The organism is Streptomyces sp. NPDC051563 (assembly GCF_044454225.1).
In the GTDB taxonomy this organism is placed as follows: Bacteria; Actinomycetota; Actinomycetes; order Streptomycetales; family Streptomycetaceae; genus Streptomyces.
Genome location: NZ_JBITDL010000007.1, coordinates 175,164 through 201,192, shown reverse-complemented (window position 1 = coordinate 201,192; position 26,029 = coordinate 175,164). Strand labels below are relative to the sequence as shown.

At 73.2% G+C, this 26,029-nt stretch carries 18 protein-coding genes and 1 pseudogene; 17 read left to right on the top strand and 2 right to left on the bottom strand.

From position 1 onward, the window contains the following. Entirely contained in the window at positions 1–1,971 is a 1,971-nt protein-coding gene (locus tag ACIA8F_RS11225) for an ATP-dependent DNA helicase (protein ID WP_399378025.1), read from the top strand. A gap of 108 nt (positions 1,972–2,079) precedes the next feature. Here the strand turns inward: ACIA8F_RS11225 and lexA are convergent, their stop codons facing one another. Next, positions 2,080–2,871 carry a transcriptional repressor LexA gene (gene lexA, locus ACIA8F_RS11220; protein ID WP_356514215.1) on the bottom strand — a complete coding sequence of 264 codons (792 nt, stop codon included), beginning with the start codon at positions 2,869–2,871 and terminating at the stop codon, positions 2,080–2,082. Positions 2,872–3,355: 484 nt separating this feature from the next. Here lexA and nrdR point away from each other — a divergent pair, with 484 nt between their 5' ends. The 10 genes and pseudogenes from nrdR (at position 3,356) to ACIA8F_RS11170 (ending at position 14,550) form a co-directional block, all read left to right on the top strand. Beyond that, positions 3,356–3,865: a transcriptional regulator NrdR gene (nrdR, locus tag ACIA8F_RS11215; RefSeq protein ID WP_250748823.1), complete on the top strand. Its 510-nt coding sequence runs from the start codon at positions 3,356–3,358 to the stop codon at positions 3,863–3,865. A gap of 144 nt (positions 3,866–4,009) precedes the next feature. Beyond that, complete coding sequence (locus ACIA8F_RS11210; protein WP_399378024.1) at positions 4,010–6,904, top strand: vitamin B12-dependent ribonucleotide reductase; 2,895 nt, start codon at positions 4,010–4,012, stop codon at positions 6,902–6,904. A 156-nt stretch (positions 6,905–7,060) separates the two neighbouring features. Continuing rightward, the gene (locus ACIA8F_RS11205) at positions 7,061–7,885 is read left to right on the top strand and encodes an arylamine N-acetyltransferase (RefSeq protein WP_399378023.1); all 825 of its coding nucleotides are present in this window, start codon (positions 7,061–7,063) and stop codon (positions 7,883–7,885) included. Positions 7,886–7,917: 32 nt separating this feature from the next. After that, entirely contained in the window at positions 7,918–8,523 is a 606-nt protein-coding gene (locus ACIA8F_RS11200; protein WP_250748831.1) for a YdbC family protein, read from the top strand. Between the two features lie 95 nt (positions 8,524–8,618). Further along, positions 8,619–9,278 carry a histidine phosphatase family protein gene (locus ACIA8F_RS11195; RefSeq protein WP_399378022.1) on the top strand — a complete coding sequence of 220 codons (660 nt, stop codon included), beginning with the start codon at positions 8,619–8,621 and terminating at the stop codon, positions 9,276–9,278. 11 nt (positions 9,279–9,289) lie between these two features. After that, positions 9,290–10,204 carry an ADP-ribosylglycohydrolase family protein gene (locus ACIA8F_RS11190; RefSeq protein ID WP_399378021.1) on the top strand — a complete coding sequence of 305 codons (915 nt, stop codon included), beginning with the start codon at positions 9,290–9,292 and terminating at the stop codon, positions 10,202–10,204. Positions 10,205–10,422: 218 nt separating this feature from the next. Continuing rightward, entirely contained in the window at positions 10,423–12,153 is a 1,731-nt protein-coding gene (locus ACIA8F_RS11185; RefSeq protein ID WP_399378020.1) for a DUF4173 domain-containing protein, read from the top strand. A gap of 298 nt (positions 12,154–12,451) precedes the next feature. Next, a pseudogene (locus ACIA8F_RS11180) lies at positions 12,452–13,052 on the top strand (TetR/AcrR family transcriptional regulator). A 122-nt stretch (positions 13,053–13,174) separates the two neighbouring features. After that, positions 13,175–13,885: a ribonuclease HII gene (locus ACIA8F_RS11175; RefSeq protein WP_399378019.1), complete on the top strand. Its 711-nt coding sequence runs from the start codon at positions 13,175–13,177 to the stop codon at positions 13,883–13,885. A 59-nt stretch (positions 13,886–13,944) separates the two neighbouring features. Further along, positions 13,945–14,550 carry a hypothetical protein gene (locus ACIA8F_RS11170; protein WP_399378018.1) on the top strand — a complete coding sequence of 202 codons (606 nt, stop codon included), beginning with the start codon at positions 13,945–13,947 and terminating at the stop codon, positions 14,548–14,550. Positions 14,551–14,721: 171 nt separating this feature from the next. Here ACIA8F_RS11170 and ACIA8F_RS11165 read toward each other — a convergent pair whose 3' ends face one another. Next, positions 14,722–15,351 (bottom strand): hypothetical protein, encoded by a 630-nt coding sequence (locus tag ACIA8F_RS11165; RefSeq protein WP_399378017.1) that lies wholly within the window; start codon positions 15,349–15,351, stop codon positions 14,722–14,724. A gap of 374 nt (positions 15,352–15,725) precedes the next feature. On the opposite strand from ACIA8F_RS11165, the gene ACIA8F_RS11160 reads away from it, so the two are divergent. The 6 genes from ACIA8F_RS11160 (at position 15,726) to ACIA8F_RS11135 (ending at position 25,889) form a co-directional block, all read left to right on the top strand. Then, positions 15,726–17,876, top strand: coding sequence for a RecQ family ATP-dependent DNA helicase (locus tag ACIA8F_RS11160; protein WP_399378016.1), 2,151 nt, complete (start codon positions 15,726–15,728; stop codon positions 17,874–17,876). An 87-nt stretch (positions 17,877–17,963) separates the two neighbouring features. After that, positions 17,964–18,989, top strand: coding sequence for a hydroxymethylglutaryl-CoA synthase (locus tag ACIA8F_RS11155; RefSeq protein WP_399378015.1), 1,026 nt, complete (start codon positions 17,964–17,966; stop codon positions 18,987–18,989). A 129-nt stretch (positions 18,990–19,118) separates the two neighbouring features. After that, complete coding sequence (locus ACIA8F_RS11150; RefSeq protein WP_399378014.1) at positions 19,119–20,468, top strand: DUF4192 domain-containing protein; 1,350 nt, start codon at positions 19,119–19,121, stop codon at positions 20,466–20,468. A gap of 530 nt (positions 20,469–20,998) precedes the next feature. Then, complete coding sequence (locus ACIA8F_RS11145) at positions 20,999–22,999, top strand: glycogen debranching N-terminal domain-containing protein (RefSeq protein ID WP_399378013.1); 2,001 nt, start codon at positions 20,999–21,001, stop codon at positions 22,997–22,999. A 95-nt stretch (positions 23,000–23,094) separates the two neighbouring features. Further along, entirely contained in the window at positions 23,095–23,841 is a 747-nt protein-coding gene (locus ACIA8F_RS11140; protein ID WP_250748883.1) for an NUDIX domain-containing protein, read from the top strand. Positions 23,842–24,047: 206 nt separating this feature from the next. Next, the gene (locus tag ACIA8F_RS11135; protein WP_399378012.1) at positions 24,048–25,889 is read left to right on the top strand and encodes an ATP-binding cassette domain-containing protein; all 1,842 of its coding nucleotides are present in this window, start codon (positions 24,048–24,050) and stop codon (positions 25,887–25,889) included. Positions 25,890–26,029 lie beyond the last annotated feature (140 nt).

The window sequence follows — 26,029 nt, the reverse complement described above, 5'->3', positions numbered from 1 at the left end:
ATGACGAAGCCCTCCCTCCCCGACCTGCTGCACGCCGCCGTCTCCGCCGTCGGCGGCACGGAGCGGCCCGGCCAGGTGGCCATGGCCGAAGCCGTCGCCGAAGCGATCGACGACAACTCCCACCGCCTCATCCAGGCCGGTACCGGCACGGGCAAGTCCCTCGGCTACCTGGTGCCGGCCCTCGCGCACGGCGAGCGCGTGGTCGTGGCCACGGCGACGCTGGCCCTCCAGCGCCAGCTCGTCGAGCGCGACCTGCCCCGGACGGTGGAGGCGCTGCATCCGCAGCTCCGCCGCCGCCCGCAGTTCGCCATGCTCAAGGGCCGCTCCAACTACCTCTGTCTGCACCGTCTGCACGAGGGCGCGCCGCAGGACGAGGAGGAGGGCCTCTTCGACCAGTTCGAGGCGGCCACCCCGACCAGCAAGCTCGGCCAGGACCTGCTGCGGCTGCGCGACTGGGCGGACGAGACCGAGACGGGCGACCGCGACGACCTCACCCCGGGCGTCTCCGACAAGGCCTGGGCGCAGATCTCCGTCTCCTCCCGCGAATGCCTTGGTGCCACGAAGTGCGCGTACGGCGCGGAGTGCTTCGCGGAGGCCGCCCGCGAGCGGGCCAAGCTCGCGGACGTGGTCGTCACCAACCACGCGCTCCTCGCCATCGATGCCATCGAGGGGGCCCCGGTCCTCCCGCAGCACGAGGTGCTGATCGTCGACGAGGCCCACGAGCTGGTGTCCCGGGTGACCGGCGTCGCCACGGGGGAGCTCACCCCGGGGCAGGTCAACCGCGCCGTCAAGCGCGCGGCGAAGCTGGTCGACGAGAAGACCGCCGACTCCCTGCAGACCGCGTCCGAGACCTTCGAGCGGGTCATGGAGCTGGCCCTCCCCGGCCGCCTCGAGGAGATCCCCGAGGACCTCGGCTACGCGCTGATGGCCCTGCGGGACGCCGCGCGCAGCGTGATCTCGGCGATCGGCACCACGCGGGACAAGTCCGTCCACGACGAGGACGCCGTCCGCAAGCAGGCGCTCGCCGCGGTGGAGAGCGTGCACGGGGTGGCGGAGCGGATCACGCAGGGCTCCGAGTACGACGTGGTCTGGTACGAACGCCACGACCGCTTCGGCGCCACCCTCCGGGTGGCTCCGCTGTCGGTGTCCGGCCTGCTGCGGGAGAAGCTGTTCGCGGAGCGCTCGGTGGTCCTGACCTCGGCGACCCTCAAGCTCGGCGGCGACTTCAACGGGGTGGCGGCGTCGATGGGCCTGTCCCCGGAGGGCGTCGAGGGCGAGGACGTGCCGCAGTGGAAGGGCCTCGACGTCGGCTCGCCCTTCGACTACCCCAAGCAGGGCATCCTCTACGTCGCCAAGCACCTGGCCACCCCCGGCCGCGAGGGCACCCGGGGCGACATGATGGACGAGCTCGCGGAGCTGATCGAGGCTGCGGGCGGCCGCACCCTCGGGCTGTTCTCCTCCATGCGCGGGGCGAAGGCCGCCGCGGAGGAGCTGCGCGGCCGGCTCGAGAACCCGATCCTGCTCCAGGGCGAGGAGACCCTCGGCGAGCTGATCAAGGCCTTCGCCGCGGATCCGAAGACCTGCCTGTTCGGAACCCTGTCGCTGTGGCAGGGCGTGGACGTGCCGGGGCCCAGCTGCCAGTTGGTGATCATGGACAGGATTCCGTTCCCGCGTCCCGACGACCCGCTCATGAGCGCCCGGCAGAAGGCGGTCGAGGAGCACGGCGGGAACGGCTTCATGTCCGTCGCGGCGACGCACGCGGCCCTGCTCATGGCCCAGGGTGCGGGGCGGCTCGTCCGGGCCACCGGAGACAAGGGCGTCGTGGCGGTCCTGGACCCCCGGCTGGCCACGGCCCGGTACGGGAGCTTCCTGCGGGCCACACTGCCGGACTTCTGGTACACCACGGACCGCAATCAGGTCCGTCGCTCGCTGGCCGCGATCGACGCCGCGGCGACGGCCGAGGACAAGTAGAAGGAAGCAGAAGGAAGAGCGAAGGCGGGCAGTGCGAGGGCCCGTCAGACACGAAGCAGCTCCGGGACCGGCGCAGTAGGTCCCGGAGCTGGATGGGGGCGCGGGCAGTCAGAGCCGGCGCAGTACCGCCACGACCTTGCCGAGGATGGTGGCCTCGTCGCCGGGGATCGGCTGGTAGGCGGCGTTGTGCGGGAGCAGCCAGACATGGCCGTCCTCGCGCTTGAAGCGCTTGACCGTGGCCTCGCCGTCGAGCATGGCGGCGACGATGTCGCCGTTCTCCGCGACGGGCTGGCGGCGGACGGTGACCCAGTCGCCGTCACAGATCGCGGCCTCGACCATCGAGTCGCCGACGACCTTGAGGCAGAACAGCTCTCCGTCACCCACGAGCTGGCGGGGGAGGGGGAACACGTCCTCCACCGATTCCTCGGCGAGGATCGGGCCGCCGGCCGCGATCCGGCCGACCAGGGGCACGTACGAGGCCGCGGGCTTGCCCGTGGTGTCCGTGGGCTGCGAGCTGGGCTGGTCGGAGCCGCGCACCTCGTACGCCCGGGGGCGGTGGGGATCGCGGCGCAGGAAGCCCTTGCGCTCCAGGGCCATCAGCTGGTGCGCCACCGAAGACGTGCTGGACAGGCCGACCGCCTGGCCGATCTCCCGCATCGACGGCGGGTAGCCGCGCCGCTGCACCGAGTCGCGAATGACCTCGATGACCCTCCGCTGCCGGTCCGTGAGCCCGGAGCTGTCGGCGCGGATGCCTGGAGGTCGCCCTGGCAGCGAGCGTGCGGGGCGTACGGGCTCCGCCTCCGGGTTCAGGCTTGCGTCATTCATGGCATGCACCGGCTCAAGTCGGCTCTGGGAGCGGTTCTGGGCAGTGATGGTGGCACTGTCTGCGGTGGTGGTCACGTCGTCGGCCCCTCTCGAAATGTTCTCCCTAGCTGGACAACGGTAGTTGCTTTCGAAAGGTTGCGCCAAACACACGTTCGAGTGAAAAATCGGAGATAACCCACCGTGGTCAATTCGCGGGGTGTATGGAACGAGCGCCGGCGGGCCCTCCGGGCCGAACGGGGGTTCGGCTGCGGAGCCACTGCTTACGGTACCCTTCCGGGTCGGGTCGCCACCGTCCGGGTCAGCGCCCAGTGTGGCACCGCAGGGCCTGTTATCCGGCCATCGGACGCCGCGACACGCGGAGCGGTGTAAATCCACCACAACCCAAGATCTAGTGGTTGGATGAGCGCTGCCACCCAGAAGTTGTGGTCCTCGGTCTGCCGGGGCCCTCGACATCGCATATGCTTGTGGCTGCTTCGAGAGCCTCCGATAGAGCTTCGACTCTGCCGTTCAGGGGTCTCACGAGGTGATTCAGTCGTGCCAAGAGGAGGGTGAGGGAACCATGCACTGCCCCTTCTGCAGGCACCCCGACAGCCGTGTCGTCGACAGTCGCACCACCGACGACGGTACGTCGATCCGCAGGCGCCGCCAGTGCCCCGACTGCTCCCGTCGCTTCACGACGGTGGAGACGGCCTCACTGATGGTGATCAAGCGCAGCGGGGTGACCGAACCCTTCAGCCGTACCAAGGTCATCTCGGGCGTGCGCAAGGCGTGCCAGGGACGACCGGTCACCGAGGACGCCCTCGCCAAACTCGGCCAGCGGGTCGAGGAGGCGCTGCGCGCCACCGGGAGCGCCGAGCTGACCACCCACGACGTGGGTCTGGCCATACTCGGCCCCTTGCAGGACCTCGATCTGGTCGCGTACCTCCGGTTCGCGTCCGTTTACAAGGCGTTCGACACACTCGAAGACTTCGAGACCGCCATCGCGGAACTCCGCGTGCCGCGGCCTCACGAAGAGTGCGAGCCCGGTGGGACCGCTCCGGTCCCCGTGCCCGCCTCCGCCGCCGACTGACCGGCCTGCCCGTTTCCCGTCGCATGTGAGGCGTGGAACGGCCGGTGGGTCCGGCGAAGAAGACGTAGATACAAGACACACAGCACCGTGCCGCGGAATAGCGCTGGCACTTTAGGGCGTTTTGCCCGCATTGGGAGGAACGGCATGACAGAGACGGCGAGCAGCTCGGCACGAGGTTCCCGCGCCAAGGGCACCAAGACTGCCAAGAGCGGCCTGCGTATCGAGCGCATCCACACCACCCCGGGCGTGCACCCGTACGACGAGGTGACCTGGGCGCGCCGCGACGTCGTCATGACCAACTGGCGCGACGGCTCGGTGAACTTCGAGCAGTACGGCGTCGAGTTCCCCGACTTCTGGTCGGTGAACGCGGTCAACATCGTCACGAGCAAGTACTTCCGCGGTGCGGTCGGCACCCCGCAGCGCGAGACCGGTCTGAAGCAGCTCATCGACCGGATCGTGAAGACGTACACGAAGGCCGGCGAGGACTTCGACTACTTCACCTCCCCCGCCGACGCGGAGATCTTCGAGCACGAGCTGACCTACGCGCTCCTGCACCAGATCTTCAGCTTCAACTCGCCGGTGTGGTTCAACGTCGGCACGGCCCAGCCGCAGCAGGTCTCCGCCTGCTTCATCCTGGCCGTCGACGACTCCATGGAGTCGATCCTCGACTGGTACAAGGAAGAGGGCATGATCTTCAAGGGCGGCTCCGGCGCCGGCCTGAACCTCTCCCGCATCCGCTCCTCCAAGGAGCTCCTCTCCTCCGGAGGCAACGCCTCCGGTCCGGTCTCCTTCATGCGCGGCGCCGACGCGTCCGCCGGAACGATCAAGTCGGGCGGCGCCACCCGCCGCGCGGCCAAGATGGTCGTCCTGGACGTGGACCACCCGGACGTCGAGGACTTCATCGCCACCAAGGTGAAGGAAGAGGAGAAGATCCGCGCCCTGCGCGACGCGGGCTTCGACATGGACCTGGGCGGCGACGACATCACGTCCGTCCAGTACCAGAACGCCAACAACTCCGTCCGTGTGAACGACGAGTTCATGACGGCCGTCGAGAACGGCACCGAGTTCGGCCTGCGCGCCCGCATGACCGGCGAGGTCATCGAGACGGTCGACGCCAAGTCGCTCTTCCGCAAGCTGGCCGAGGCCGCGTGGGCATGTGCCGACCCGGGCATCCAGTACGACGGTGTGATCAACAACTGGCACACCTGCCCCGAGTCCGGCCGCATCACCGCGTCCAACCCGTGCAGCGAGTACATGCACCTGGACAACACCTCCTGCAACCTCGCCTCGCTGAACCTGATGAAGTTCCTCGACGACGACGGCAAGGGCAACCAGTCCTTCGACGCCGAGCGCTTCTCCAAGGTCGTCGAGCTGGTCATCACCGCGATGGACATCTCCATCTGCTTCGCGGACTTCCCGACGCAGAAGATCGGCGAGAACACCCGCGCCTTCCGCCAGCTGGGCATCGGCTACGCCAACCTCGGCGCCCTGCTGATGGCCACCGGCCACGCGTACGACTCCGACGGCGGCCGCACCCTCGCCGCGTCGATCACCTCGCTGATGACCGGTACCGCGTACAAGCGCTCCGCCGAGCTGGCCGCGATCGTCGGCCCGTACGACGGCTACGCCCGCAACGCCGAGTCGCACAAGCGCGTCATGAAGCAGCACTCCGACGCCAACGCCGTCGCCCCGCGCACCGAGGACCTGGACAACGTCATCTGGGCCGCGGCCACCGAGGCCTGGCAGGACGTGATCCGCCTCGGCGAGAAGAACGGCTTCCGCAACTCGCAGGCCTCCGTCCTCGCGCCGACCGGCACCATCGGTCTCGCGATGTCCTGCGACACCACGGGCGTCGAGCCGGACCTGGCCCTGGTCAAGTTCAAGAAGCTCGTCGGCGGCGGCTCGATGCAGATCGTCAACGGCACCGTTCCGCAGGCCCTGCGCCGCATGGGCTACCCGGAAGAGCAGATCGAGGCGATCGTCGAGCACATCGCTGAGCACGGCGTGGTCGTCGGTGCCCCGGGCCTGAAGCAGGAGCACTACTCGGTCTTCGACTGCGCGATGGGCGAGCGTTCCATCTCCGCGATGGGCCACGTGCGCATGATGGCCGCGATCCAGCCCTGGATCTCCGGCGCGATCTCCAAGACGGTCAACATGCCGGAGACGGCGACCGTCGAGGAGATCGAGGAGATCTACTTCGAGGCCTGGAAGCTGGGCGTCAAGGCGCTCGCGATCTACCGCGACAACTGCAAGGTCGGCCAGCCCCTCTCCGCGAAGAAGAAGGAAGAGGAGAAGGCCGAGGTCACCGAGAAGGCCGAGGAGACCATCCGCACGGCGGTCGAGAAGGTCATCGAGTACCGCCCGGTCCGCAAGCGCCTCCCGAAGGGCCGCCCGGGGATCACCACCTCCTTCACGGTCGGTGGCGCCGAGGGCTACATGACCGCGAACTCCTACCCGGACGACGGTCTCGGCGAGGTCTTCCTGAAGATGTCCAAGCAGGGCTCGACCCTCGCGGGCATGATGGACGCCTTCTCGATCGCCGTCTCGGTCGGCCTGCAGTACGGCGTCCCGCTGGAGACGTACGTCGCGAAGTTCACGAACATGCGCTTCGAGCCGGCCGGCATGACGGACGACCCGGACGTGCGGATGGCGCAGTCGATCGTCGACTACATCTTCCGCCGCGTGGCGCTCGACTTCCTGCCCTTCGAGACCCGCTCGGCCCTCGGCATCCACTCCGCCGAGGAGCGTCAGCGCCACCTGGACACCGGTTCCTACGAGCCCCTCGACGAGGAGCTCGACACGGAGACCCTGACCCCGGCGGCCCCGCTCGCCGCGGTCCAGACCGTCCCGGTCGTCAAGCCGGTCGCGGTCGTCCCGGCCCCGGCCGCCAAGACGGCGCACTCCAACGCCGAACTGGTCGAAATGCAGCTCGGCGTCTCCGCCGACGCCCCGCTGTGCTTCTCCTGCGGTACGAAGATGCAGCGCGCCGGCTCCTGCTACATCTGCGAGGGCTGCGGCTCCACCAGCGGCTGCAGCTGACGAGGCTGAAGGCTGCCACTGAGCAGCCGAACGGGCGGGGACCGGCGTGTGCCGGTCCCCGCTTTTTCGTGCCGTCCCGATTCGTCATGATGACCGTGCAGCGGGGCGCCCCGACAGGGCGTCCCCGAAGATCGTGGCGCGCCGAGCGGGGGACACATGTGGAGCGGTGAAGAACTGGACCTGGACGCCTATCTGGCGCGGATCGGCTGGAGCGGCGGGGAACTCCGGGCGGATCTGGAGACGTTGAAGGCAGTGCACCGGGCGCACACCGGTGCGATCACCTTCGAGAGCCTGGACGTGCTGTTCGGCCGCCCCGTCGGGCTGGACGTCAAGGCGGTCGAGGGCAAGCTCGTGCACGAGCGCCGCGGCGGCTACTGCTACGAGCAGAACACCCTGCTGGCCGCCGCCCTGGAGCGGATCGGCTTCGAGGTCTCCGGGCGCGGCGCCCGCAACCGCTCCCGGGGGGACGCCCTGACCCCGGTGACGCACGCCGTGCTCGTCGTCACCGTCGAGGGGCAACCGTGGCTCTGCGACGCCGGGTTCGGCTGGCAGGGGCCGCGCGAGCCCGTGCCGCTGGCGCGCCCCGGCGCCGAAGTGCGGCAGGGGGAGTGGCTGTTCCGCGTCCGGGAGGAAGCGGACGGGGTCCTCGTGCTGTGCGTTCCGCGCGAGGGCGCCTGGAGGGACCTGTACGCCTTCTCCCCGCAGCCCTACCACCCCGTCGACTACATGGTGCTGAACCACTACAGCTCCTCCCACCCCCGCTCCGCCTTCGTCGGCCGGGTCGTCGTCCAGCGGCAGGGCGACTCCGATCGCCTGGCCCTCGTGGGGCGGGAGCTGTCCCGGCTGCTCCCCGACGGGCGGACCGAGCGGCGGGAGGTGCCGGCCGGGGAGCTGCTCGCCCTGCTCGGGCGGGAGTTCGGCCTTCGGCTGTCCGAGCGGGATGCGGCGGAACTCCTTCGGATGTACCGCGCCGAGGACTGACCCGGGCCCTGCCGGGACCGTACGATGGCGCAGTGCTGGTCAAGTGGATTCGCTGCACGGTGACGGACCGACGCGGGTTCGAGCGCGGGCAGCGCAAATGGGCGGGGCTGCCCGGCGAACCCGGATTCCGGGGGCAGGGCGGCGGCTGGAGCCGGGGCCGGCAGGGGGTGGCGCACGTCTTCACCTTCTGGGAGAGCCGTTCCTTCTACGACTCCTTCATGGCCCGCTCCCACGACCGGCTGGCCGCGTCGCAGAACGGCACCTACACCGACGCGCGGGTCACGCTCTTCGACCACCGCTTCGACGTGAAGACCGGCTTCGAACCGCGCTTCACCGACGCCGACGTCGTCCGGGTCGCCCACACCCGGGTGCGGGAAGGGCGCGTGGACCATTTCGCGCTCATGCAGGAGAAGGTCTGGAATCCGGCCATGGCGGGCTCGCCCGGCATGGTCCGGGGCCTCTTCGGCGAGGCTCCCGGCCGCGAGTTCCTGGTGCTGTCGATGTGGCACGCGGCGGCCGAACACGGCAAGTACCGGCAGGAACGGGTCGAGCGGCTGTCGCTGCGGGCCCAGATCCAGGCCGACGTGGAAGCCCTCACCGGAGACGTCGTCGACCTCGAACCGTCCTGGACGGTGTGACCGGGCGGGTCCGACGACCCGACTGTATGGTCGCAGCCGTGTCCGACCGGCGAGCCCGGTCGGCGTGCCCGGCGGTGGCCGAATAGGGTCGTGGAATGGTTCGACCACGGCGCATCGTCCTTGTCCGGCACGGGGAATCGGAGGGTAATGCCGATGACACGGTGTACGAGCGGGAGCCCGACCACGCCCTGAGGCTGACCCGCACCGGCCGCGAGCAGGCGGCGCAGGCCGGCGTGCGGCTGCGCGAGCTCTTCGGGGACGAGCACGTCAGCGCGTACGTCTCCCCGTACCGCCGCACCCTGCAGACCTTCCGCGAGCTGCGCCTGGACCCGACGCGCGCACGGATGCGCGAGGAGCCGCGGCTGCGCGAACAGGACTGGGGGAACTGGCAGGAGCGGGAGGACGTACGCCTCCAGAAGGCCTACCGCGACGCGTACGGGCACTTCTTCTACCGCTTCGCCCAGGGGGAGTCGGGCGCCGACGTGTACGACCGGGTCGGGGCCTTCCTGGAGAGCCTCTACCGCAGCTTCGAGGCCCCGGACCATCCGGAGAACGTGCTGCTCGTGACGCACGGCCTGACGATGCGGCTCTTCTGCATGCGCTGGTTCCACTGGTCCGTGGCCGAGTTCGAGGCCCTCTCCAACCCGGGGAACGGCGAGTACCGGGTGCTCATGCTGGGCTCCGACGGCCGGTACCGGATGGACCGCCCGTTTGAGCGGTGGACCACACCCGAGCCTTATGACCTGGACGGCTAAAGTGGCGCGGGATGACCTCTGACTCCTCTCCCGAACGGCGCTACGCACGCGCCATGGCCAGCCTCCGGGGGCTGGCCCTGGGTGACGCCCTGGGTTCCCAGTACTTCGTCCCCGTGAACTACCCGCTGCTCAAGCGGCGCGAGCTGCCCGAGGGCAGCGATCCGTGGCAGTGGACCGACGACACCGAGATGGCCTGCTCGGTGGTGGCCGTGCTCGCCGGGCACGGCCGGGTGGACCAGGACGCGCTGGCCGCCTCCTTCGCCGCCCACCACGACTTCGACCGCGGCTACGGACCCGCCGTGAACCGGATGCTGCGCCTGGTCCGCGAGGGCGCGGACTGGCGCACGCTCGCCGCGGAACTGTTCAACGGGCAGGGTTCCTGGGGCAACGGCGCGGCCATGCGGGTCGCCCCGCTGGGCGCCTGGTACGCCGACGACCCGGAACAGGCCACCCACCAGGCGGAGATCTCCGCCTACACCACCCACCAGCACCGCGAAGCGGTGTGCGGCGCGATGGCCGTGGCCGCCGCGGCCGCGCTGGCGGCCGATCCGGCCGGGCCGCCGAAGGCCGCCGACCTGCTGGACGGGGTGATCGCGCTCGTCCCGCGCAGCGCGGTGGGCGCCGGAGTGCGGCGGGCGCGCGACATGCTCGACTACGGCGACGCCACGACCGTCGCCGCCGTACTGGGCTGCGGGCGGCGCACCAGCGCCCACGACACGGTGCCGTTCGCGCTGTGGTCGGCGGCGCGGGGTCTGGACGACTACGAGCGGGCCTTCTGGACCACCGCCCAGGTGGGCGGGGACGTGGACACCACCTGCGCGATCGTCGGCGGGGTGCTGGGTGCCCGTGGGGACGCGGTGCTGCCGCAGGCCTGGCTGGCCCGCACCGAGGCGCTGCCGGCCTGGCTTCCGGAGACGGCGCAGTAGCCGCCGGCGCTGGTGGCCGTCCGCTCTGGTAGCCGCCTGCTCCGATAGCCGTGCGCCTTGATAGCCGCCTGTTCTGGTGGCCGTCCGCCCCCGCCGTTTGTCACGGTCCTGCCACAGGCATCTTTTGAGCCTGTTCAAAACCGTGACCGCCCGGCCTACTCTGTCGGCTTCGCCACCCCCGCCCGACGGCAGGGGAGGCCGACAGGGGAGGGGACCCGATGTCAGCAGGGAACACCGGAGCGGAGAACGCCGGAGCACGGAACACCGGTGCGGAGAGCGCCGGGACGGCAGCCGCGGCGGACGGTGCCGCCGCAGACGCGGCCGCACCCTCCGCGGCCGCACCCTCCGCGCCCGTGCCGCCCGCGCCCGTGCCACCCGCGCCGCCCGGCTGGGAACCCAAGGCCTGGCAGGCCCATCAGGTGCGCAAGGAGCGCGCCGCCTCCGGTGCCTGGTCCCTGGCCCCGCTCGCGTGGGCCGAGGCCGCGCGCCCGGCCGCCGTCGGACCGGTGCCGGCCGTGGTGCTGGGCGCCGCGCTCGCCTCCGGCATCGCCGCCTGCCTGCTCCTCGGCGACGGGCTGGGCCCGGGGCTGCTCCTCGCGGTGGTGCCCGCGCTCGTCGGCGCCCACGCGGCCGCCCGCACGGCCGGCCGCACCCTGCGCCCGTGGACCGCGCTCTGGGCGCTCGGCTGTCTCGCCCTGCTCGCCGTGCCCGCCCTGCGGTCCTCCGCCTGGCCCGCCGTGACGGCCCTGTCCGCGGCCCTCCTGACGGGCGCCCTGGCCCTGCACGGCAGCCGCAGCTGGCCCGGCATCCTGCTCGGTCCGGTCGGCCTCCTGGACTCCGCCGTCCTCGGCGTGCGCTGGGTCTGGACCGGCCTGCGCTCGCGCGGCGAAGGGCGCCGCGAGCGCTTGCTGCCGGTGCTGAAGGCCGTCGTGGTCGCGGTGGTCCTGCTGGCCCCCTTCGGCACCCTGTTCGCCTCCGCCGACGCCGCCTTCGCCGACCTGCTGAGCGGACTGACCCCCGACATCAGCGGCATGGGCGGCCCGGTCCGCTTCCTGCTCTTCGCGGTGGGCCTGCTCGTCGCGGTGGCCGTCGCCCGCGCCGCCGCCGCCCCCTCCCGCTGGGACCGCATCCGGGTGCGCCCCGGGAAGGCGCGCTCGCGGGTGGAGTGGGCCTTTCCGCTCATCGTGCTGAACCTGCTCTTCGCCGCCTTCAACGCCGTCCAGCTCGCCGTCCTCTTCGGCGGGTACCGCAAGGTCCTGGAAGCCACCGGCCTCACCTACGCCGCCTACGCGCGCCAGGGCTTCTGGCAGCTGCTCTGGGCCACCCTGCTCACCCTCGCCGTCATCGCGCTGGCCCTGCGCTGGGCCCCGCGCGGCGGAGCCGCAGACCGCAGGCTCGTGCGCATCGTCCTCGGCACGCTCTGCGCGCTCACCCTCGTGGTCGTCGCCTCGGCGCTCCGCCGCATGGACCTGTACGTGGACGCGTACGGGCTGACCAGGCTGCGGCTGTCGGTCGCCGGCGTGGAGCTGTGGCTCGGGCTGGTCATCGTACTGATCATGGTCGGCGGGCTGTTCGGCGCGCGATGGCTGCCCCGCGCGGTGGCGGGGAGCGCCGTGGCGGCTGTCCTGGCCTTCGGGCTGATGTCCCCGGACGGGGTGATCGCGGAGGGCAACGTCACGCGGTACGAGCAGGACGGCAAGATCGACCTGGCCTACTTCCAGTCGCTGTCGGCGGACGCGGTTCCCGCCCTGGACCGGCTGCCCGAGCCCCAGCGCTCCTGCGCCCTGCGCGGGATCGCCCGGGAGCTGGCGGCGGCGGGCCGGAAGCCCTGGTACGCGACGAGCCTGGGGGAGCGCCGGGCCCGGGAGATCCTCGGCGAGCGCGGGGTTGGCGCCTCGTACGAGCAGTGCCGGAGCCTGGGGACCTTCTCCAGCCGCATCGAGTACTAGGCCGCTGCGTACCAGGCCGGCGCGTGCGAGGCCGCTGCGTACGAGGCCCTGAGGGCGGGGCGAAGGCGAGTGTGTAGGCGCTGATCACCCAGGACAGGTCGGTGGTGGAGATGGCCAGGTCGGTCTGGATGTGCGGGAGCGCGATGTTCACGCTCGTCGCGTCGAGGACGACCATGAGCTGAACGCATTCACGTTCACGGCGGTTCCACGGTGGGGGAGCAGTCTTAGGGAACGCAAGCGTTCCCTAAGACTGAAAATACGTGCGGTGGACGTATGAGCCCGGTCGGAGGTGACGGGAGTGGTGGGTTCGCGCCGGGCGGCGGCCCCGGGGCGCAGGCGCGGACCCGAACTCGAACGGGCGATTCTCGACGCCGCGTTGGAGCAGTTGAGTGCCGCGGGATGGAGCGCCCTCACGATGGAGGGCGTCGCCTCGGGAGCGCAGACGGGCAAGGCCGCGCTGTACCGGCGCTGGCCCTCGAAGGTGGACCTGGTGGCCGAGGTGCTGGGGCGGCGGCTGCCGCCGCTCGGACGGATTCCGGACCTGGAGTCGGCGCGCGAGGACCTGTACGCGGTGTGCGTGCGGATGCGGGACGTCATGCGTTCGCGGGCCGGGCAGGCGTTGAGGGCGGTGCTTCACGAATGCGATCACGCCCATGCGGAGCGGTTCCGCGACCTGGTCCGGGCCGGACTGTACGAACCGGCGCACAGGCCTGATCGGTGAGCTGGTGAGCCTCGGAATCGAGCGGGGTGACGTCCGTCCGGATGCGGGGGGTGCGCTTCTCGTCGAGGTCGTTCCGGCGCTGATGATGTACCGCGCGAAGGTGTGCGGGAGCGAAGGGGTGGACGCGGAGATCGCCGAGATGGCCGACGGGGTGATGGTGCCGCTGCTCCGGGTGTGAGACGGGGCGGGGTGGGCGGCACGGCGCGGAGGTGGCCGGAGTGCGACGGGCGGGGGCGGCGGCGCGGCCGGGAGGGGGCGGGGTGTGCAGGCGGCCCGGGGCGGCGTAACCTTGCTGGCGCCATGCCGTACGAAGCACCCACTCACACCGTCGAACGCTCCCTCCGGGCGACCACCGGCGCCAAGGTCATCGCCGGGGTCGACGAAGTCGGACGAGGGGCCTGGGCCGGTCCCGTCACCGTCTGCGCGGCGATCACCGGTCTGCGCCGGCCGCCCGCGGGACTCACCGACTCCAAACTGCTCACCGCCAAGCGCCGTGACGCGCTCGTCGGCGTCCTGGAGGACTGGGTGACGGCCTACGCCCTGGGCCACTCGTCCCCCGAGGAGATCGACGAGCTCGGGATGACCGCCGCCCTGCGCCTCGCCGCGGTACGCGCCCTGGAGGCGCTGCCCGTGCGGCCCGACGCGGTGATACTCGACGGCAAGCACGACTACCTCGGTGCGCCCTGGCAGGTCCGGACGGTGATCAAGGGCGACCAGTCCTGCGTCGCCGTCGCCGCGGCCTCGGTGATCGCCAAGGTCCGGCGCGACCGGATGATGGCCGAAATCGGCGAACAGGGCGGCGGGATCAAGGAGTTCGCTTTCGCCGCCAACGCCGGATACCCCTCGCCCGTGCACCGGGCCGCACTGGAGGAGCAGGGTCCGACGGCGTACCACCGGCTCTCCTGGTCCTACCTCGACGCGCTGCCCCGCTGGAGCCACCTCAAGAAGGTGCGCCGCAGCGAGGAAGCGATGGAACTGGAAAACGGAGGCCAACTCGGCTTCGATTTCTGATCGCACGCACGTGCCACCAACCGGTACGTTTCGCACCGGTGTTTGATAGATGTCAGCTCATGCCTCTCACCCCCGCCCCCGAGGAGCCTCAGATTCACGAGAGTGCCCAGGGTCCCCGCGTCACGCCGGCCGCGAGCCGCACCGCGCAGACCCCCCGCCCCGTACCCGGTCCCCGTCCCGCCCCCAGGCCCGCGCCGCCGGCACCGCCCGCGCCGCGCAAGCCGCAGGCCGCCCGCGTTCCCGCGGCCTCCACCACCCCCTCGGTCTCGGCATCGGTCCCGCAGGTCCAGCTGATCCCGGCATCCGCCGAGGGTGCGCTGGACGCGGCCGAAGAGGCCGTGGACCTGCTGCTCGACACCGGGCGGGCGCCCGGTGACATCCTGGTGCTCACCACCGGCGACCCGCACCCGTGGGCCGCGCACGAGCTGTCCTTCGGCGAGGCCGCGTACTGGGCCCTGCACGATGCCGGGGACGACGTCTTCTACGCCGACGCCGCGCAGGTGAAGCGCGCCGCCGGCCGTCCCGTCGTGGTCTTCGCGGCCAACGGCGGATCCGTCGACGCGGCCACCGGAGCCCTGCCGGTCGCCCTCGCGCGAGCCGGTGCGCTCCTGATCGTGTGCGGCGAGCCGCAGCAGATCAACTCCGTGCTGGGGGCGGGCGTCTGACGCCCCGTACTCCGTCACGGTCGAGGGGCGGGGCGGGCCGGTGGCCGGCCCTGCCGAAGTCCGAGGCCTGACCAGCCGTACGCCCGTTCCGGGTGTACGGCCGTTGGCCGTTCCCGGGTACGAGGCCCTGCGCGCTCCGTGCGCGGGGGCCCGGGGTTCGGCAGAGGCGGCTCAGCGCGCCGCGGTGCGGCGCAGGGCCTCCGCGGCTCCGCCACCGCTGCGCAGGGAGAGCGGGGCGAACTCGGACGGCGCATCGCCGAGGCGCTCGGGCCGGGACTCCGAGCTGGGGCTCCGGCCGCCGCGGCCCTCGCCCAGCACCTGCCAGCCGCCCCGGGTCAGCGTGATGTAGGCGCCGCAGCGCAGCCCGTGCAGGGTGCAGGCGTCCCGCAGCCCCCACATCCAGGCCCCGTCCTCCTCGGTCCAGCGCTCGTCCCCGTCGCGGCAGAACAGCAGCACGGCGGTCCGTACCGGGGTCCGCCGCCGCAGGTCGTGCGGAATGACCCGGCGCAGCCGGGAGAGCAGGGCGTTGCGGTACTCCCAGCCGTCGGCGGTGGTGGAGCGCTGCACGAAGGAGGCGCTGGCCACGAGCCGCTCCTCGGGCCCCAGCACGGCGATCACCGCCGTGGACGAGACGGGGCCGTGCCGTGAGTGCAGTCCGCTGACGACCTCGCGCGGGTTGCGCAGCAGGGGGACGCCCGACGCCGTCCACTCGGAGGGTTCCAGCAGTCTGCCGTGCCGGCTGGCGCCGCCGGTGGCCGTTCTCAGGGACGTGGTCGAGGGCGGGGCGAATCCGAAGGTCACGGTCCTCCCTTCGGGTACACGCCCGCGTACGGGCACAGCTGGAGTGCGGGCGCGCCGCGGCACGGCCCAGGGAGGCGCCGTCGAGCCGAACGGGAGCAAGACAATTCTCGCGTGGCCCGTGAGCATGCGGCAACGAGCAATTGGAGCCGCCGACCGGAATTCGCCGGTATGCCGTTCATATCCTTGCCCCGCCACGCCGAGGATGACGCATTCGGACGCTGCCGGAACGCGGGCACCAGCGGAAACACCCCCGCGGAGGCCGGTCCGGCGCGGCGGCCGCGCGGCCGGGCGGACGGCGGGGCGGACGGCTCGTGGGCCCGGTGTCACGCTGGGTGAATTGGCCGATTGTCCTAGGCATCGGGTTGCATGGGGGCATGGACAACCTGGAGCTCCGCGCTGAAGCCGATGCCATCCTCGCTGAGCTGGTCGGTGCCCCGGGGGGTTCGGCCCGGCTCCGTGAGGACCAGTGGCAGGCGGTGTCCGCCCTCGTGGAGGAGCGCCGGCGGGCGCTGGTGGTGCAGCGCACGGGGTGGGGCAAGTCGGCGGTGTACTTCGTGGCCACCGCCCTGCTGCGCCGCCGCGGGGCGGGCCCCACGGTGATCATCTCGCCGCTCCTCGCGCTGATGCGCAACCAGGTCGACGCGGCGGCGCGGGCCGGAATCCGGGCACGGACGATCAACTCGGCCAACCCGGAGGAATGGGAGACGATCTACGGGGAGGTCGAGCGGGGCGAGACCGACGTCCTCCTCGTGAGTCCCGAGCGCCTGAACTCGGTGGACTTCCGCGAGCAGGTGCTCCCCAAGCTCGCGGCCACGACCGGCCTCCTGGTGGTCGACGAGGCCCACTGCATCTCCGACTGGGGCCACGACTTCCGCCCCGACTACCGCCGGCTGCGCACCATGCTCGCCGAGCTGGCCCCCGGCGTGCCCGTGCTCGCCACCACCGCCACGGCCAACGCCCGGGTCACGGCGGATGTGGCCGAGCAGCTGGGCACGGGAGGCGGGGGCGCCCTGGTCCTGCGCGGCCCGCTGGACCGGGAGAGCCTGCGGCTGGGCGTGCTGGAGCTGCCGAACGCCGCGCACCGGCTGGCCTGGCTGGGGGAGCGGCTGGGGGACCTGCCCGGCTCGGGCATCATCTACACGCTGACGGTGGCGGCCGCGGAGGAGGTCGCCGCGTTCCTGCGCCAGCGCGGCTATCCGGTGGCTTCGTACACGGGCAAGACGGAGAACGCCGACCGGCTGCAGGCCGAGGAGGACCTGCTCGCCAACCGGGTGAAGGCCCTGGTGGCGACCTCCGCCCTGGGCATGGGCTTCGACAAGCCGGACCTCGGATTCGTGGTGCACCTGGGCTCCCCCTCGTCCCCGATCGCCTACTACCAGCAGGTGGGACGTGCGGGGCGCGGCGTGGACCACGCCGACGTGCTGCTGCTGCCCGGGCGCGAGGACGAGGCCATCTGGGCGTACTTCGCCTCCGTCGGCTTCCCTCCCGAGGAGCAGGTCCGGCGGACCCTGGACGTGCTGGAGCAGGCGGGCCGCCCGTTGTCGCTGCCCGCGCTGGAGCCGCTGGTGGATCTTCGGAGGTCCCGGCTGGAGACGATGCTCAAGGTCCTGGACGTGGACGGCGCGGTCAAGCGCGTGAAGGGCGGCTGGACCTCCACCGGACAGCCCTGGGCCTACGACGCCCAGCGGTACGAATGGGTGGCCCGGCAGCGGCAGGCCGAGCAGCAGGCCATGCGCGACTACGTGACCACCACGGGCTGCCGCATGGAGTTCCTGCAGCGGCAGCTCGACGACGAGAAGGCGACCCCCTGCGGCCGCTGCGACTCCTGCGCCGGTCCCTGGCTCGACCCGGCGGTGTCCCACGGCGCCCTCGACGCGGCGACCGGCGAGCTGGACCGGCCGGGCGTCGAGGTCGAACCCCGCCGCATGTGGCCCTCGGGCATGCCCGCGGTCGGCGTCGACCTCAAGGGCCGCATCCCCGTCGGCCAGCAGGCGGCCACGGGACGCGCGCTGGGACGGCTGTCGGACATCGGCTGGGGCAACCGGCTGCGCCCGCTCCTGGCGGAGCAGGCCACGGACGGCCCGGTTCCCGACGACGTGCTGGCGGCCGTGGTGACGGTCGTGGCCGACTGGGCCCGTTCGCCGGGCGGCTGGGCCGGCGGCGCGACGGCCCGGCCCGTGGGGATCGTGGCCATGCCCTCCCGCTCCCGCCCGCAGCTGGTGGGATCGCTCGCCGAGGGCCTGGCCCGGGTCGGCCGGCTCCCGCTGCTGGGCAGCCTCGCCTACACCCCGCAGGCCGGCGAGTACGGCGCACACCGCAGCAACTCCGCCCAGCGGCTGCGCGCCCTGGCCGCCTCCTTCGCCGTGCCCGCCGAACTCGCCGCCGCCCTGGCCGCCAACCCCGGACCGGTCCTGCTCGTCGACGACTACGCCGATTCCGGCTGGACCCTCGCCGTGGGCGCACGCCTCCTGCGCCAGAGCGGCGCCGACCAGGTGCTCCCCCTGACGCTCGCCCTGGCGGGCTGACGGCGGCGCCCGCAGCGCTCGTAGGCCCGGACCTGCCGGGCGGCCACCCCCGGCCGCCGGGCAGGTGGACGGCCCATTGACGGGGGAGTGCGTGGCTCACATCGTGACGCCGGGGGCCGCCGCTGCCGCCCCCTCCTCGCCCGACACGGAGCCGACCGGATCCGCACGGTCGTCTTCGCCACGGAGTCCTCCGTCGACCAGGCGAAGGCGGCCGGCATCCACGTGCACTCGCTGCTGTCGAAGCCCTCCGCCACCCGCGTCGTCGAGCTCAAGCAGGCCTGCTACGGCGGGACCGCGGCCCTGCAGTTCGCCGTCGGGCTCGTCCACCGCGATCCCTCGCAGCAAGTCCTCGTGATCGCGAGCGACGTCTCGAAGTACGAGCTGGACCAGCCGGGCGAGGCCACCCAGGGGGCCGCGGCGGTGGCCATGCTGATCAGCGCGGATCCCGCGCTGGTGCGCATCGAGGACACCTCCGGGGTGTTCACCGCCGACAGCATGGACTTCTGGCGCCCGAACTACCTCACCACCGCCCTGGTCGACGGGAAGGAGTCCGTCTCGGCGTACCTGCAGGCGATGGACGGTGCGTGGAAGGACTACACCGAGCAGGGCGGCCGGGCTTTCGAGGAGTTCGCGGCCTTCTGCTACCACCAGCCGTTCACGAAGATGGCCCATAAGGCGCACCGCGCCCTCCTCGAAAGCTGCGGGCGGGAGGTCGACGAGGCCGAGGCCGTCCGGGCCATCGGACGGAGGACGGCCTGCAACGAGGAGATCGGCAACAGCTACACCGCATCCGTGTACCTCGCGCTGGCCGCGCTGCTCGACACCTCCGACGATCTGACCGGCCGGGCCATCGGCCTGCTCAGCTACGGATCCGGCAGCGTCGCCGAGTTCTTCGCTGCGGTCCGCGTCCCGGGCTACCGGTCCCAGCTGCGGTCCGGGCAGCACCGTGAGGCGATCTCGCGGCGCCGGGAGATCGGCTACCCCGACTACCGGGAACGCCACGAGCAGGCCTTCCCGGTCGATGGCGGCGACCATCCCGCGCCGAAGGAGACCACCGGGCCGTACCGGCTGGCCGGGCTGTTCGGGCACAAGAGGGTCTACGAGCCGCGCTAGGGCGCGGCGCTGTCCTGTGCCGGCGGCGGCGCGTTGTGCGGCGCCGGCGGCATGGTGCTGTCGGCGGCAAGGTGCCGCGGGTTATCCACAGGGGTTTCCGGATCCGGGCGGACACGGGACCTTCGGGACATGACGAACAACAACCACGAAGCGGTACACGGTCCGTCCGATCCCTCGTCGACCTCCTCGACCTCCTCGACCTCGCACTCCTCGTCCAGCGGTCTGTCCGGCGGTGTCGACGCGTCCCGGATCACCCTGCGCAGCCCGGCCGAACTGGCCGACGCGCTGCCCTACATGCTCGGTTTCCATCCGACCGACTCCCTCGTCATGGTCGCCGTCCACGGGGAGGCCGGCCGGTTCGGCGGCCGGCTCCGGGTGGGCATTCCCGCGGCTCCCGAGGAATGGGAGGACACCGCCCGGCAGGTCGCCGACTGTCTGATCCGCGGCAGCGTGCGGCGAGGTGCCAGGCCCGACGGCATCATCGTCTTCCTCTGCCGGGACCCGCAGCGCGGCGGGAGCGCGCAGCGGGTGATGACCGCGCTGCGCCCGCTCGCCCAGCGGATCCGGCTGGCCTGCGGGGCCCTGGACGTGCCCGTACTGGAGGCCCTGTGCCTGTCCGCCGGGCGGTACTGGTCCTACTGCTGCCCGGACGAGCGGTGCTGTCCCGCCGAGGGCACGGCACTGGCCGCGCCGGGCACGTCGGTGATGGCGGCCGCGGCCACCTTCGCGGGGCTCCAGGTCCGCGGGTCCCTCCGGGAGATCGAGCGCAGGCTGACCCCGCTGCGCGGGAGGGTGGCCGGCGAGATGGAGGAGGCCCTGGACCGGGCGGCCGTCGCGCTGGTCCCGAAGATCCTCGACGGGACCACCCGGGAGGAGGTGGGGGCCGAGACCGTTCTGCTCGCCCGCGCGCTCATCCAGCGCATGACGCTGGCACCGCCCACCGAAGGCGGCTCCGGGGCCGATGCCTGGGACGACGGCCTCCTGGGCCACGACGAGGCCGCCTCGTTGATCCTCGGGCTCCAGGACCGCGAGATCCGCGACATCGCCGCCGAGTGGATGGAGGGCGAGGAGGCGGCCCCCGCCCTGCGGCTCTGGCGAGCACTCGCCCGGCGCTGTGTCGGGGCCTACGGGGAACACGCGGCGGCTCCCCTCACCCTGGCGGGCTGGGTCTCCTGGTCCACCGGGGACGAGCCGACGGCCAGGATCGCCCTCGGGCTGGCACTGCGGGCCGACGACGGCTACCGCTTCGCGCAGCTGCTCCACCATGCGTGCAACGAGGGGATCGACCCGGAGGGGCTGCGGGAGTGCCTGCGGGAGGAGCGCCGGCGCCGGGAGCCGCGCCGGGGACGCCTGCCCGCAGGATCCCGCCGGGCGGACTCCGCCACCGGGCCGCCGGGCAGGCCGGGCCGGGGGATCGACCGCCAGGGCAGGACGAGCGGCCGCCGCGGGTCCGGCAGCACCGCGGGGAGCGAGCAGTGATGCGCGGGTGGAGCGGGGACGGCACGGCCGCGGGGAGCGGCGGGGGCGTGGTCCGGGTGGTGAGGCCGGGTCCGGGGCGGGTGGCGAGCCCGGGTGCGGGCCGGGCCGTGGACCGCAGGCTGGCTCGGGTGCGGGGCCGGGGCGGAGGAGGCTGGGTGGGCCGGGGCCGGGGCCGGGGCTGGGGTTGGGGTCGGGCCGGAGGCTTTCGTGTGGGCCCGGTGCGGGGCCGGCCCGGAGGGGGCTGCGGCGGCGGGCTTCGCGGCTGGTTCCGCGGTGTGGGCGGAGGCGGCTGTGCGGGTCGGCTCCGGGGGCGGGGCGAGGCCTGGGGATCCGTGCTCCGGGGGTGGTTGTGGGCCGGGGCGGGCGCGGTCCTGCGGCGGGTGCCGCCGCGGAGGCCGGTGCTCCGCCGGGCGCAGCCACCGCCGGGGCCCGTGACCCGGGCGGGGGCGAGGACGTTGCGCTGGGGGGTGGTGGGGATCCGGCCGCGCCGCCGCCCAGCCGATCCACCCGGAGCGCAGACAAGGCGACCCATGTCTCACCCCGTACCCCCTGCCCGCGTAGCCCCCGCCCTCGGCGCCCCCACCCGCCGGGCCGACCTGCCGCCCGTGCACGGCGCCGTCATCTGTGTCTCCGCGCCGTGCCTGGTCATCTCGCCCGAGCACGGCCAGCTCACCGGGAGGGGGGTCGACGGGATCTACCGGGCCGGGCTGCGGTTGCTGTCCCGCTGCGTGCTGCGCGTCGCGGGCCGGGACCCGGTCGCCGTACAGGGGCGCAGCCTCGGCGCCGACCGGGCCTCCTTCACCGCGACCGTCCGGACCGGAGCGGAGCCCGGGCCCGACCCCGACGTCGGAGTCGAGCGGATCCGGCACGCCGACGGCACCGAGCGGATCACCCTGCGCAGCTTCGCCGGCCGGCTCCTGCGGATCCCGGTGGAGGTCTCGCTCGGCACCGACCTGGCGGAGCTGGCCGACGTGGCCGCCGGCCGGGCCGGGCCGGAGCTGCCCGCGGCGGTGCACGCCGCCGGGCTGCGGTGGACCGACGGCGACGCCCAGGCCGTCACCGCGGCCGAGCCGCCTCCGGACGACGCACTGGCCTCGGCGGGGCTGCTGCGCTGGCAGCTCGAACTGCGCCCCGGCGAGTCGCGCACCATCGAGCTGCGGACCACCCGGGACCGGGGCGCGCGTGCCCCCGCCGGACAGGTGGCCAATCCGCTGTCCGACGACGCCCGCGCGGAGGGCGACGACCCGCGGGCCGAGGCGTGGCTGCGCACGAGCGTGCAGGACCTGGGCGCCCTGCTGCTCAGGGACCCGAAGCAGCCGGCCGACGGGTACGCGGCGGCCGGAGTGCCGTGGAGGCTCGGGCTGGCCCCGGCGGAGTCCCTGTGGGCCGCCCGCATGGCGCTCCCGCTCGGCACCGGACTGGCCGCCGCGACCCTGCGCGTCCTGGCCCGGACCCAGACCGGGGGGCGGGGCGCCGGCGCGGGGAAGATCCCCGGGCCGCTCCGGGGAGCGGGGCCGCAGCTGCCCCCGGGGTGCACCGGGACCGAGGCGACGCTCGCCTTCCCCGCGGTGCTCGCCGAAGCCCGGCTCTGGGGAATGCCCGAGGCGGAGGTGGCCCAGCTGCTCCCCGCAGCCGAGGGGTGCCTGGAGTGGCTCCGGGCCGCCTTCGGGGAGGACGGCTTCCTGGCCGATCCCGATCCGGGACCCCGGCGCTGTGAAACCCAGGCCCACGCCCACCGGGCCCTGCTCCTCGGGGCCGACCTGCTCGCGGGGTGCGGCAGGCCCGGAGCCGAGGAGTGGCGGGACCGGGCGGCCGGGCTGCGGGAGCGGTTCGCAGCCCGCTTCTGGGTCGACGGCCCGGACGGCGGGCGGCCCGCGGCGGCACTGCATCCCGACGGGCGGCCCCTGCCCCGGCTGACGGGGGCCGCCGCCCACCTGCTCGACACCGGGCTGCTCGGCGGCGGCCGGCTCGCGCCCGGGCTGCTCGACCGGGTCCGTACCGAGCAGCTGGCCCGGCTGCTGGGAGCCCCCGCCATGGATTCCGGCTGGGGGCTGCGCAGCATGGCGCTCCGTGAGCCGGGGCACAACCCGTTCGGGTACCGCTCGGGCGCGGTACGGCCGTACGAGAGCGCGGTCGCCATGGCCGGCCTGGCCCAGGCGGGCTTCGAGAAGGAGGCCACCGGGCTGCTCATGGGCCTGCTGGACGCGGCGGAGTGCTTTGGGTACCGCCTCCCGGAGATGTACGCGGCCGAGCAGCGCACCGCGGGCAGCGCTCCGCTTCCGCATCCGGCGGCCTGCCGGCCGGCGGCCGTCGCGGCGGCGGCGGGGATCCACGTACTGACAGCGCTGGCCGGCATCCGCCCGGACGCCCCCGCCGGCACGGTCGCCGTCGTACCGCTCCCCGGTGCTCCGCTCGGCGGGCTCCGCCTCTCCGGGCTGCGGGTTTCGGGGGAACCCTTCGCCGTCCGGGTCAGCCGGCTGGGCCTGGGCATGGTGGAGGAGGCCGCCGATGCGCTTCAACTGGGCGGTTAGGCGTCGCCCTGCCGATCGGGCCGGAGCGTCCGGTTCCCGGGTCCGGAGATCCGCAAAGCTCTGTTTATCGTCAGGCAGACGACTATGATCGCGGCATGTCGCCCTACGACCCGTCGGCCTTTCCGCCCTTCGCCGTCACCGTCGACCTGGTCGTGCTCACCGTGCGGCGCCATGCGCTCTGCGCGCTGGTCATCCGACGGGGTGAGCAGCCGTTCCAGGGCCGCTGGGCGCTGCCCGGCGGCTTCGTGCGCGGGGACGAGGACCTCTCGGCCGCCGCCGCCCGCGAGCTCTCCGAGGAGACCGGCCTCTGCGCCCACGACCCGGCCGCTCCGGACGTGGGCAACGGCGCACACCTCGAACAGCTGGCTACCTACGGTGATCCGAAGCGGGATCCGCGCATGCGCGTGGTCAGCGTCGCGCATCTGGTGCTGGCTCCGGACCTGCCCGCCCCGCGGGCCGGCGGCGATGCCAACAGCGCGCGCTGGGCCCCCGTCGACGAGCTCCTCTCCACGGACGGCCAGACCGGCGCCGGGCTCGCCTTCGACCACGAGCAGATCCTCGCCGACGGGGTCGAGCGGGCCCGCTCGAAGATCGAGTACTCCTCGCTGGCCACGGCCTTCTGCCCGCCCGAGTTCACCGTGGGCGAGCTGCGCCGGGTCTACGAAGCGGTCTGGGGGGTCGCCCTCGACCCGCGCAACTTCCACCGCAAGGTCACCGGCACCCCGGGGTTCCTGGTGCCCGCCGGAGGCACGACGACACGTCAGGGCGGCCGTCCCGCCCAGCTGTTCCGGGCCGGAGGGGCGACCCTGCTCAACCCGCCGATGCTGCGCCCGGAAGTCTGACGCACGGGCGCCCCGCACCAGCTCCGGGGCGCCGGCCGGGCCGACGGCCCGGCCGGTGTCCGGGCAGGCGCGGCCACGGGCAACGGCTCCGGCGCCGACACGGGCGAGATGTATGCCGCCCTACGTCGTAAATCGGACATATCGCGTTATCTTGTTAGCGGTATTCACCCTGCCGCAGAGCGGTCTCACCCCCCGCGAGAGAAGCGATGCTCCAGGCCATCGGACTCACCAGCACCCCCCGCCGAAACCAGCCGCCCCTCGTGGACGACCTCACCTTCGAGGCCCGCCCCGGGAGCGTGACCGCCCTGCTCGGCGAGCCCGGATCGGGCAAGACCACCGCGCTGCGGCTCATGCTCGAACTCGAACCGGGCCGCGGAGTCACCTACTTCCGCGGGCGCCCCCTGCACCGGATCCCGCATCCGGGCCGCGAGGTCGGCGTGCTCCTCGGCGATCTCCCCGGCAACCCCTCGCGCACCGTGCGCGGCCAGCTGCGGATGCTCTGCGCCGCCGCAGGCGTGCCGGCCGCGCGGGCCGACACCATGCTGGAGGTCGTCGGCGTCGCGGGACTGCGCGACCAGCGGCTCGGCTCGCTCTCGCTCGGCATGGAGCGCAGGGTCGCGCTGGCCGCCGCCCTGCTCGCCGACCCCTGCACGCTCCTCCTCGACGAGCCCGCCGCCGGCCTCTCGCCCCGTGAACGGAGCTGGCTGCACGGGCTGCTGCGTGGCCATGCCTCCCTCGGCGGCGCGGTGCTCTTCACCACCGACGACGCGAAGGAGGCCGCCCGCAGCGCGGACCGGGTCGTGAGCATCGAGGCGGGCCGGCTCGTCGCCGACCAGGACGCCGTCGAGTTCGCCCGGACGCGGCTGCGGCCCCGGGTCGCCGTGCGCACCCCGCACGCCGCCCGGCTGGCCGACGTACTGGGCCGGGAGGCGCGGGCCGCCCAGCGCACGGTGGAGATCGTGGAGGAGAGCGGCAGCCGGCTGTCCGTCTACGGCAGCAACTGCGCGGAGGTCGGCGAGGCCGCCTTCCGCAACGGCGTGCTCGTCCACCAACTCGCCGACGAGACCGGCGACGCGGGAGCACAGCCGTCGCTGCCGCGCGCCCGGGACCGCGCCGGATCCGGGACCGCGACCCCGGCCGCCGACGGAACGCCGGCCGCGTCCGGAGCGGGCGGCGGCGACCGGCCCGGCTCCGCGGGATCCAACGGCTCCGCGCGATCCACCGGCTCCGCCCGCTCCGCCCGATCGGGCCGGCCCGCCTCGTCGGTGCGCCGGCTCGGCGGCCCGGTGCGGCCCCTGCGCTACGAGCTGCACCGGGTCTTCGGCACCGCCACCCCCGTGCTCACCGCCGCCTTCGTCGTCGCCGTGTCCGTCGTCACCGCGCTGGTGCTGGCCCGGGCCGGTCACACCCCGCAGAACCGGTTGCTCGCCGCCTGGCCGGAGTTGCTCCCGCTGCCGCCCGCCGCGCTCGGGGCCGGACTGCTCGGATCCCTGGCCTTCGGCGAGGAGTACCGCTACCCCGCGCTCGCCGCCGACCGCGGCACCGTCCCTCGCCGGCTCGGGCTGCTCACGGCGAAGCTCGGCGTCAGCGCCGCCCTGGCGCTGCTGCTCGGCGCCCTCGCGGTGACCGCCGATGCCGCCGCCCTGACCTTGGTGTTCGGCAGCGGGCCGCTCCGTACGCCCGCGGAATGGGTCTCCCCGGGCGCGAGTTGGGCAGGGCTGCTCATCGGCTGCGCCTGGTCCGGGGTGCTGGCCTCCGGTGTCTTCCGGTCCGCCGCCGCCGGCCTGGCCGCGGTGCTCGCCGTACCGGTCATGGTCGTACCGCTGGTGCGCAAGGCCCTTGACGGCCCGTCCGCGTACCCGGTCACCGGACTCGCGGAGCGGCTGCGCGGCCTGGCCTGGGCGCAGTGGCCGCCGGAGGCGGACCGCCTGGTCCTCGGGGCGATCCGGGTGATGGCCCAACCGGTCGGCACCGCACTGGTGTTGTCGCTGATGGTCCTGTTGTGCGCCTATGGGTTCACAGGACTGCGGGGGCGCGTCCGTTTGTGAGGGATCGTTGGTGATCGTTCCGGTGCCGGTCCGGACCCATCGGGACCGTTGTGGTTCACATCAGACCCGGCGGACCGCAACTCCCCGCAAAAGGCCCGGTTCTTTACGATAAGTCGTCAATTGCGTAGGTGGCACCGATC

What these genes read in the sequence shown, in the direction of transcription:
- ACIA8F_RS11225 (WP_399378025.1), top strand. Translation starts at nt 1, where the DNA reads ATGACGAAGCCCTCCCTCCCCGACCTGCTGCACGCCGCCGTCTCCGCC.
- nrdR (WP_250748823.1), top strand. Translation starts at nt 3,356, where the DNA reads ATGCACTGCCCCTTCTGCAGGCACCCCGACAGCCGTGTCGTCGACAGT.
- ACIA8F_RS11210 (WP_399378024.1), top strand. Translation starts at nt 4,010, where the DNA reads ATGACAGAGACGGCGAGCAGCTCGGCACGAGGTTCCCGCGCCAAGGGC.
- ACIA8F_RS11205 (WP_399378023.1), top strand. Translation starts at nt 7,061, where the DNA reads ATGTGGAGCGGTGAAGAACTGGACCTGGACGCCTATCTGGCGCGGATC.
- ACIA8F_RS11195 (WP_399378022.1), top strand. Translation starts at nt 8,619, where the DNA reads ATGGTTCGACCACGGCGCATCGTCCTTGTCCGGCACGGGGAATCGGAG.
- ACIA8F_RS11190 (WP_399378021.1), top strand. Translation starts at nt 9,290, where the DNA reads ATGACCTCTGACTCCTCTCCCGAACGGCGCTACGCACGCGCCATGGCC.
- ACIA8F_RS11185 (WP_399378020.1), top strand. Translation starts at nt 10,423, where the DNA reads ATGTCAGCAGGGAACACCGGAGCGGAGAACGCCGGAGCACGGAACACC.
- ACIA8F_RS11175 (WP_399378019.1), top strand. Translation starts at nt 13,175, where the DNA reads ATGCCGTACGAAGCACCCACTCACACCGTCGAACGCTCCCTCCGGGCG.
- ACIA8F_RS11170 (WP_399378018.1), top strand. Translation starts at nt 13,945, where the DNA reads ATGCCTCTCACCCCCGCCCCCGAGGAGCCTCAGATTCACGAGAGTGCC.
- ACIA8F_RS11160 (WP_399378016.1), top strand. Translation starts at nt 15,726, where the DNA reads ATGGACAACCTGGAGCTCCGCGCTGAAGCCGATGCCATCCTCGCTGAG.
- ACIA8F_RS11150 (WP_399378014.1), top strand. Translation starts at nt 19,119, where the DNA reads ATGACGAACAACAACCACGAAGCGGTACACGGTCCGTCCGATCCCTCG.
- ACIA8F_RS11145 (WP_399378013.1), top strand. Translation starts at nt 20,999, where the DNA reads ATGTCTCACCCCGTACCCCCTGCCCGCGTAGCCCCCGCCCTCGGCGCC.
- ACIA8F_RS11140 (WP_250748883.1), top strand. Translation starts at nt 23,095, where the DNA reads ATGTCGCCCTACGACCCGTCGGCCTTTCCGCCCTTCGCCGTCACCGTC.
- ACIA8F_RS11135 (WP_399378012.1), top strand. Translation starts at nt 24,048, where the DNA reads ATGCTCCAGGCCATCGGACTCACCAGCACCCCCCGCCGAAACCAGCCG.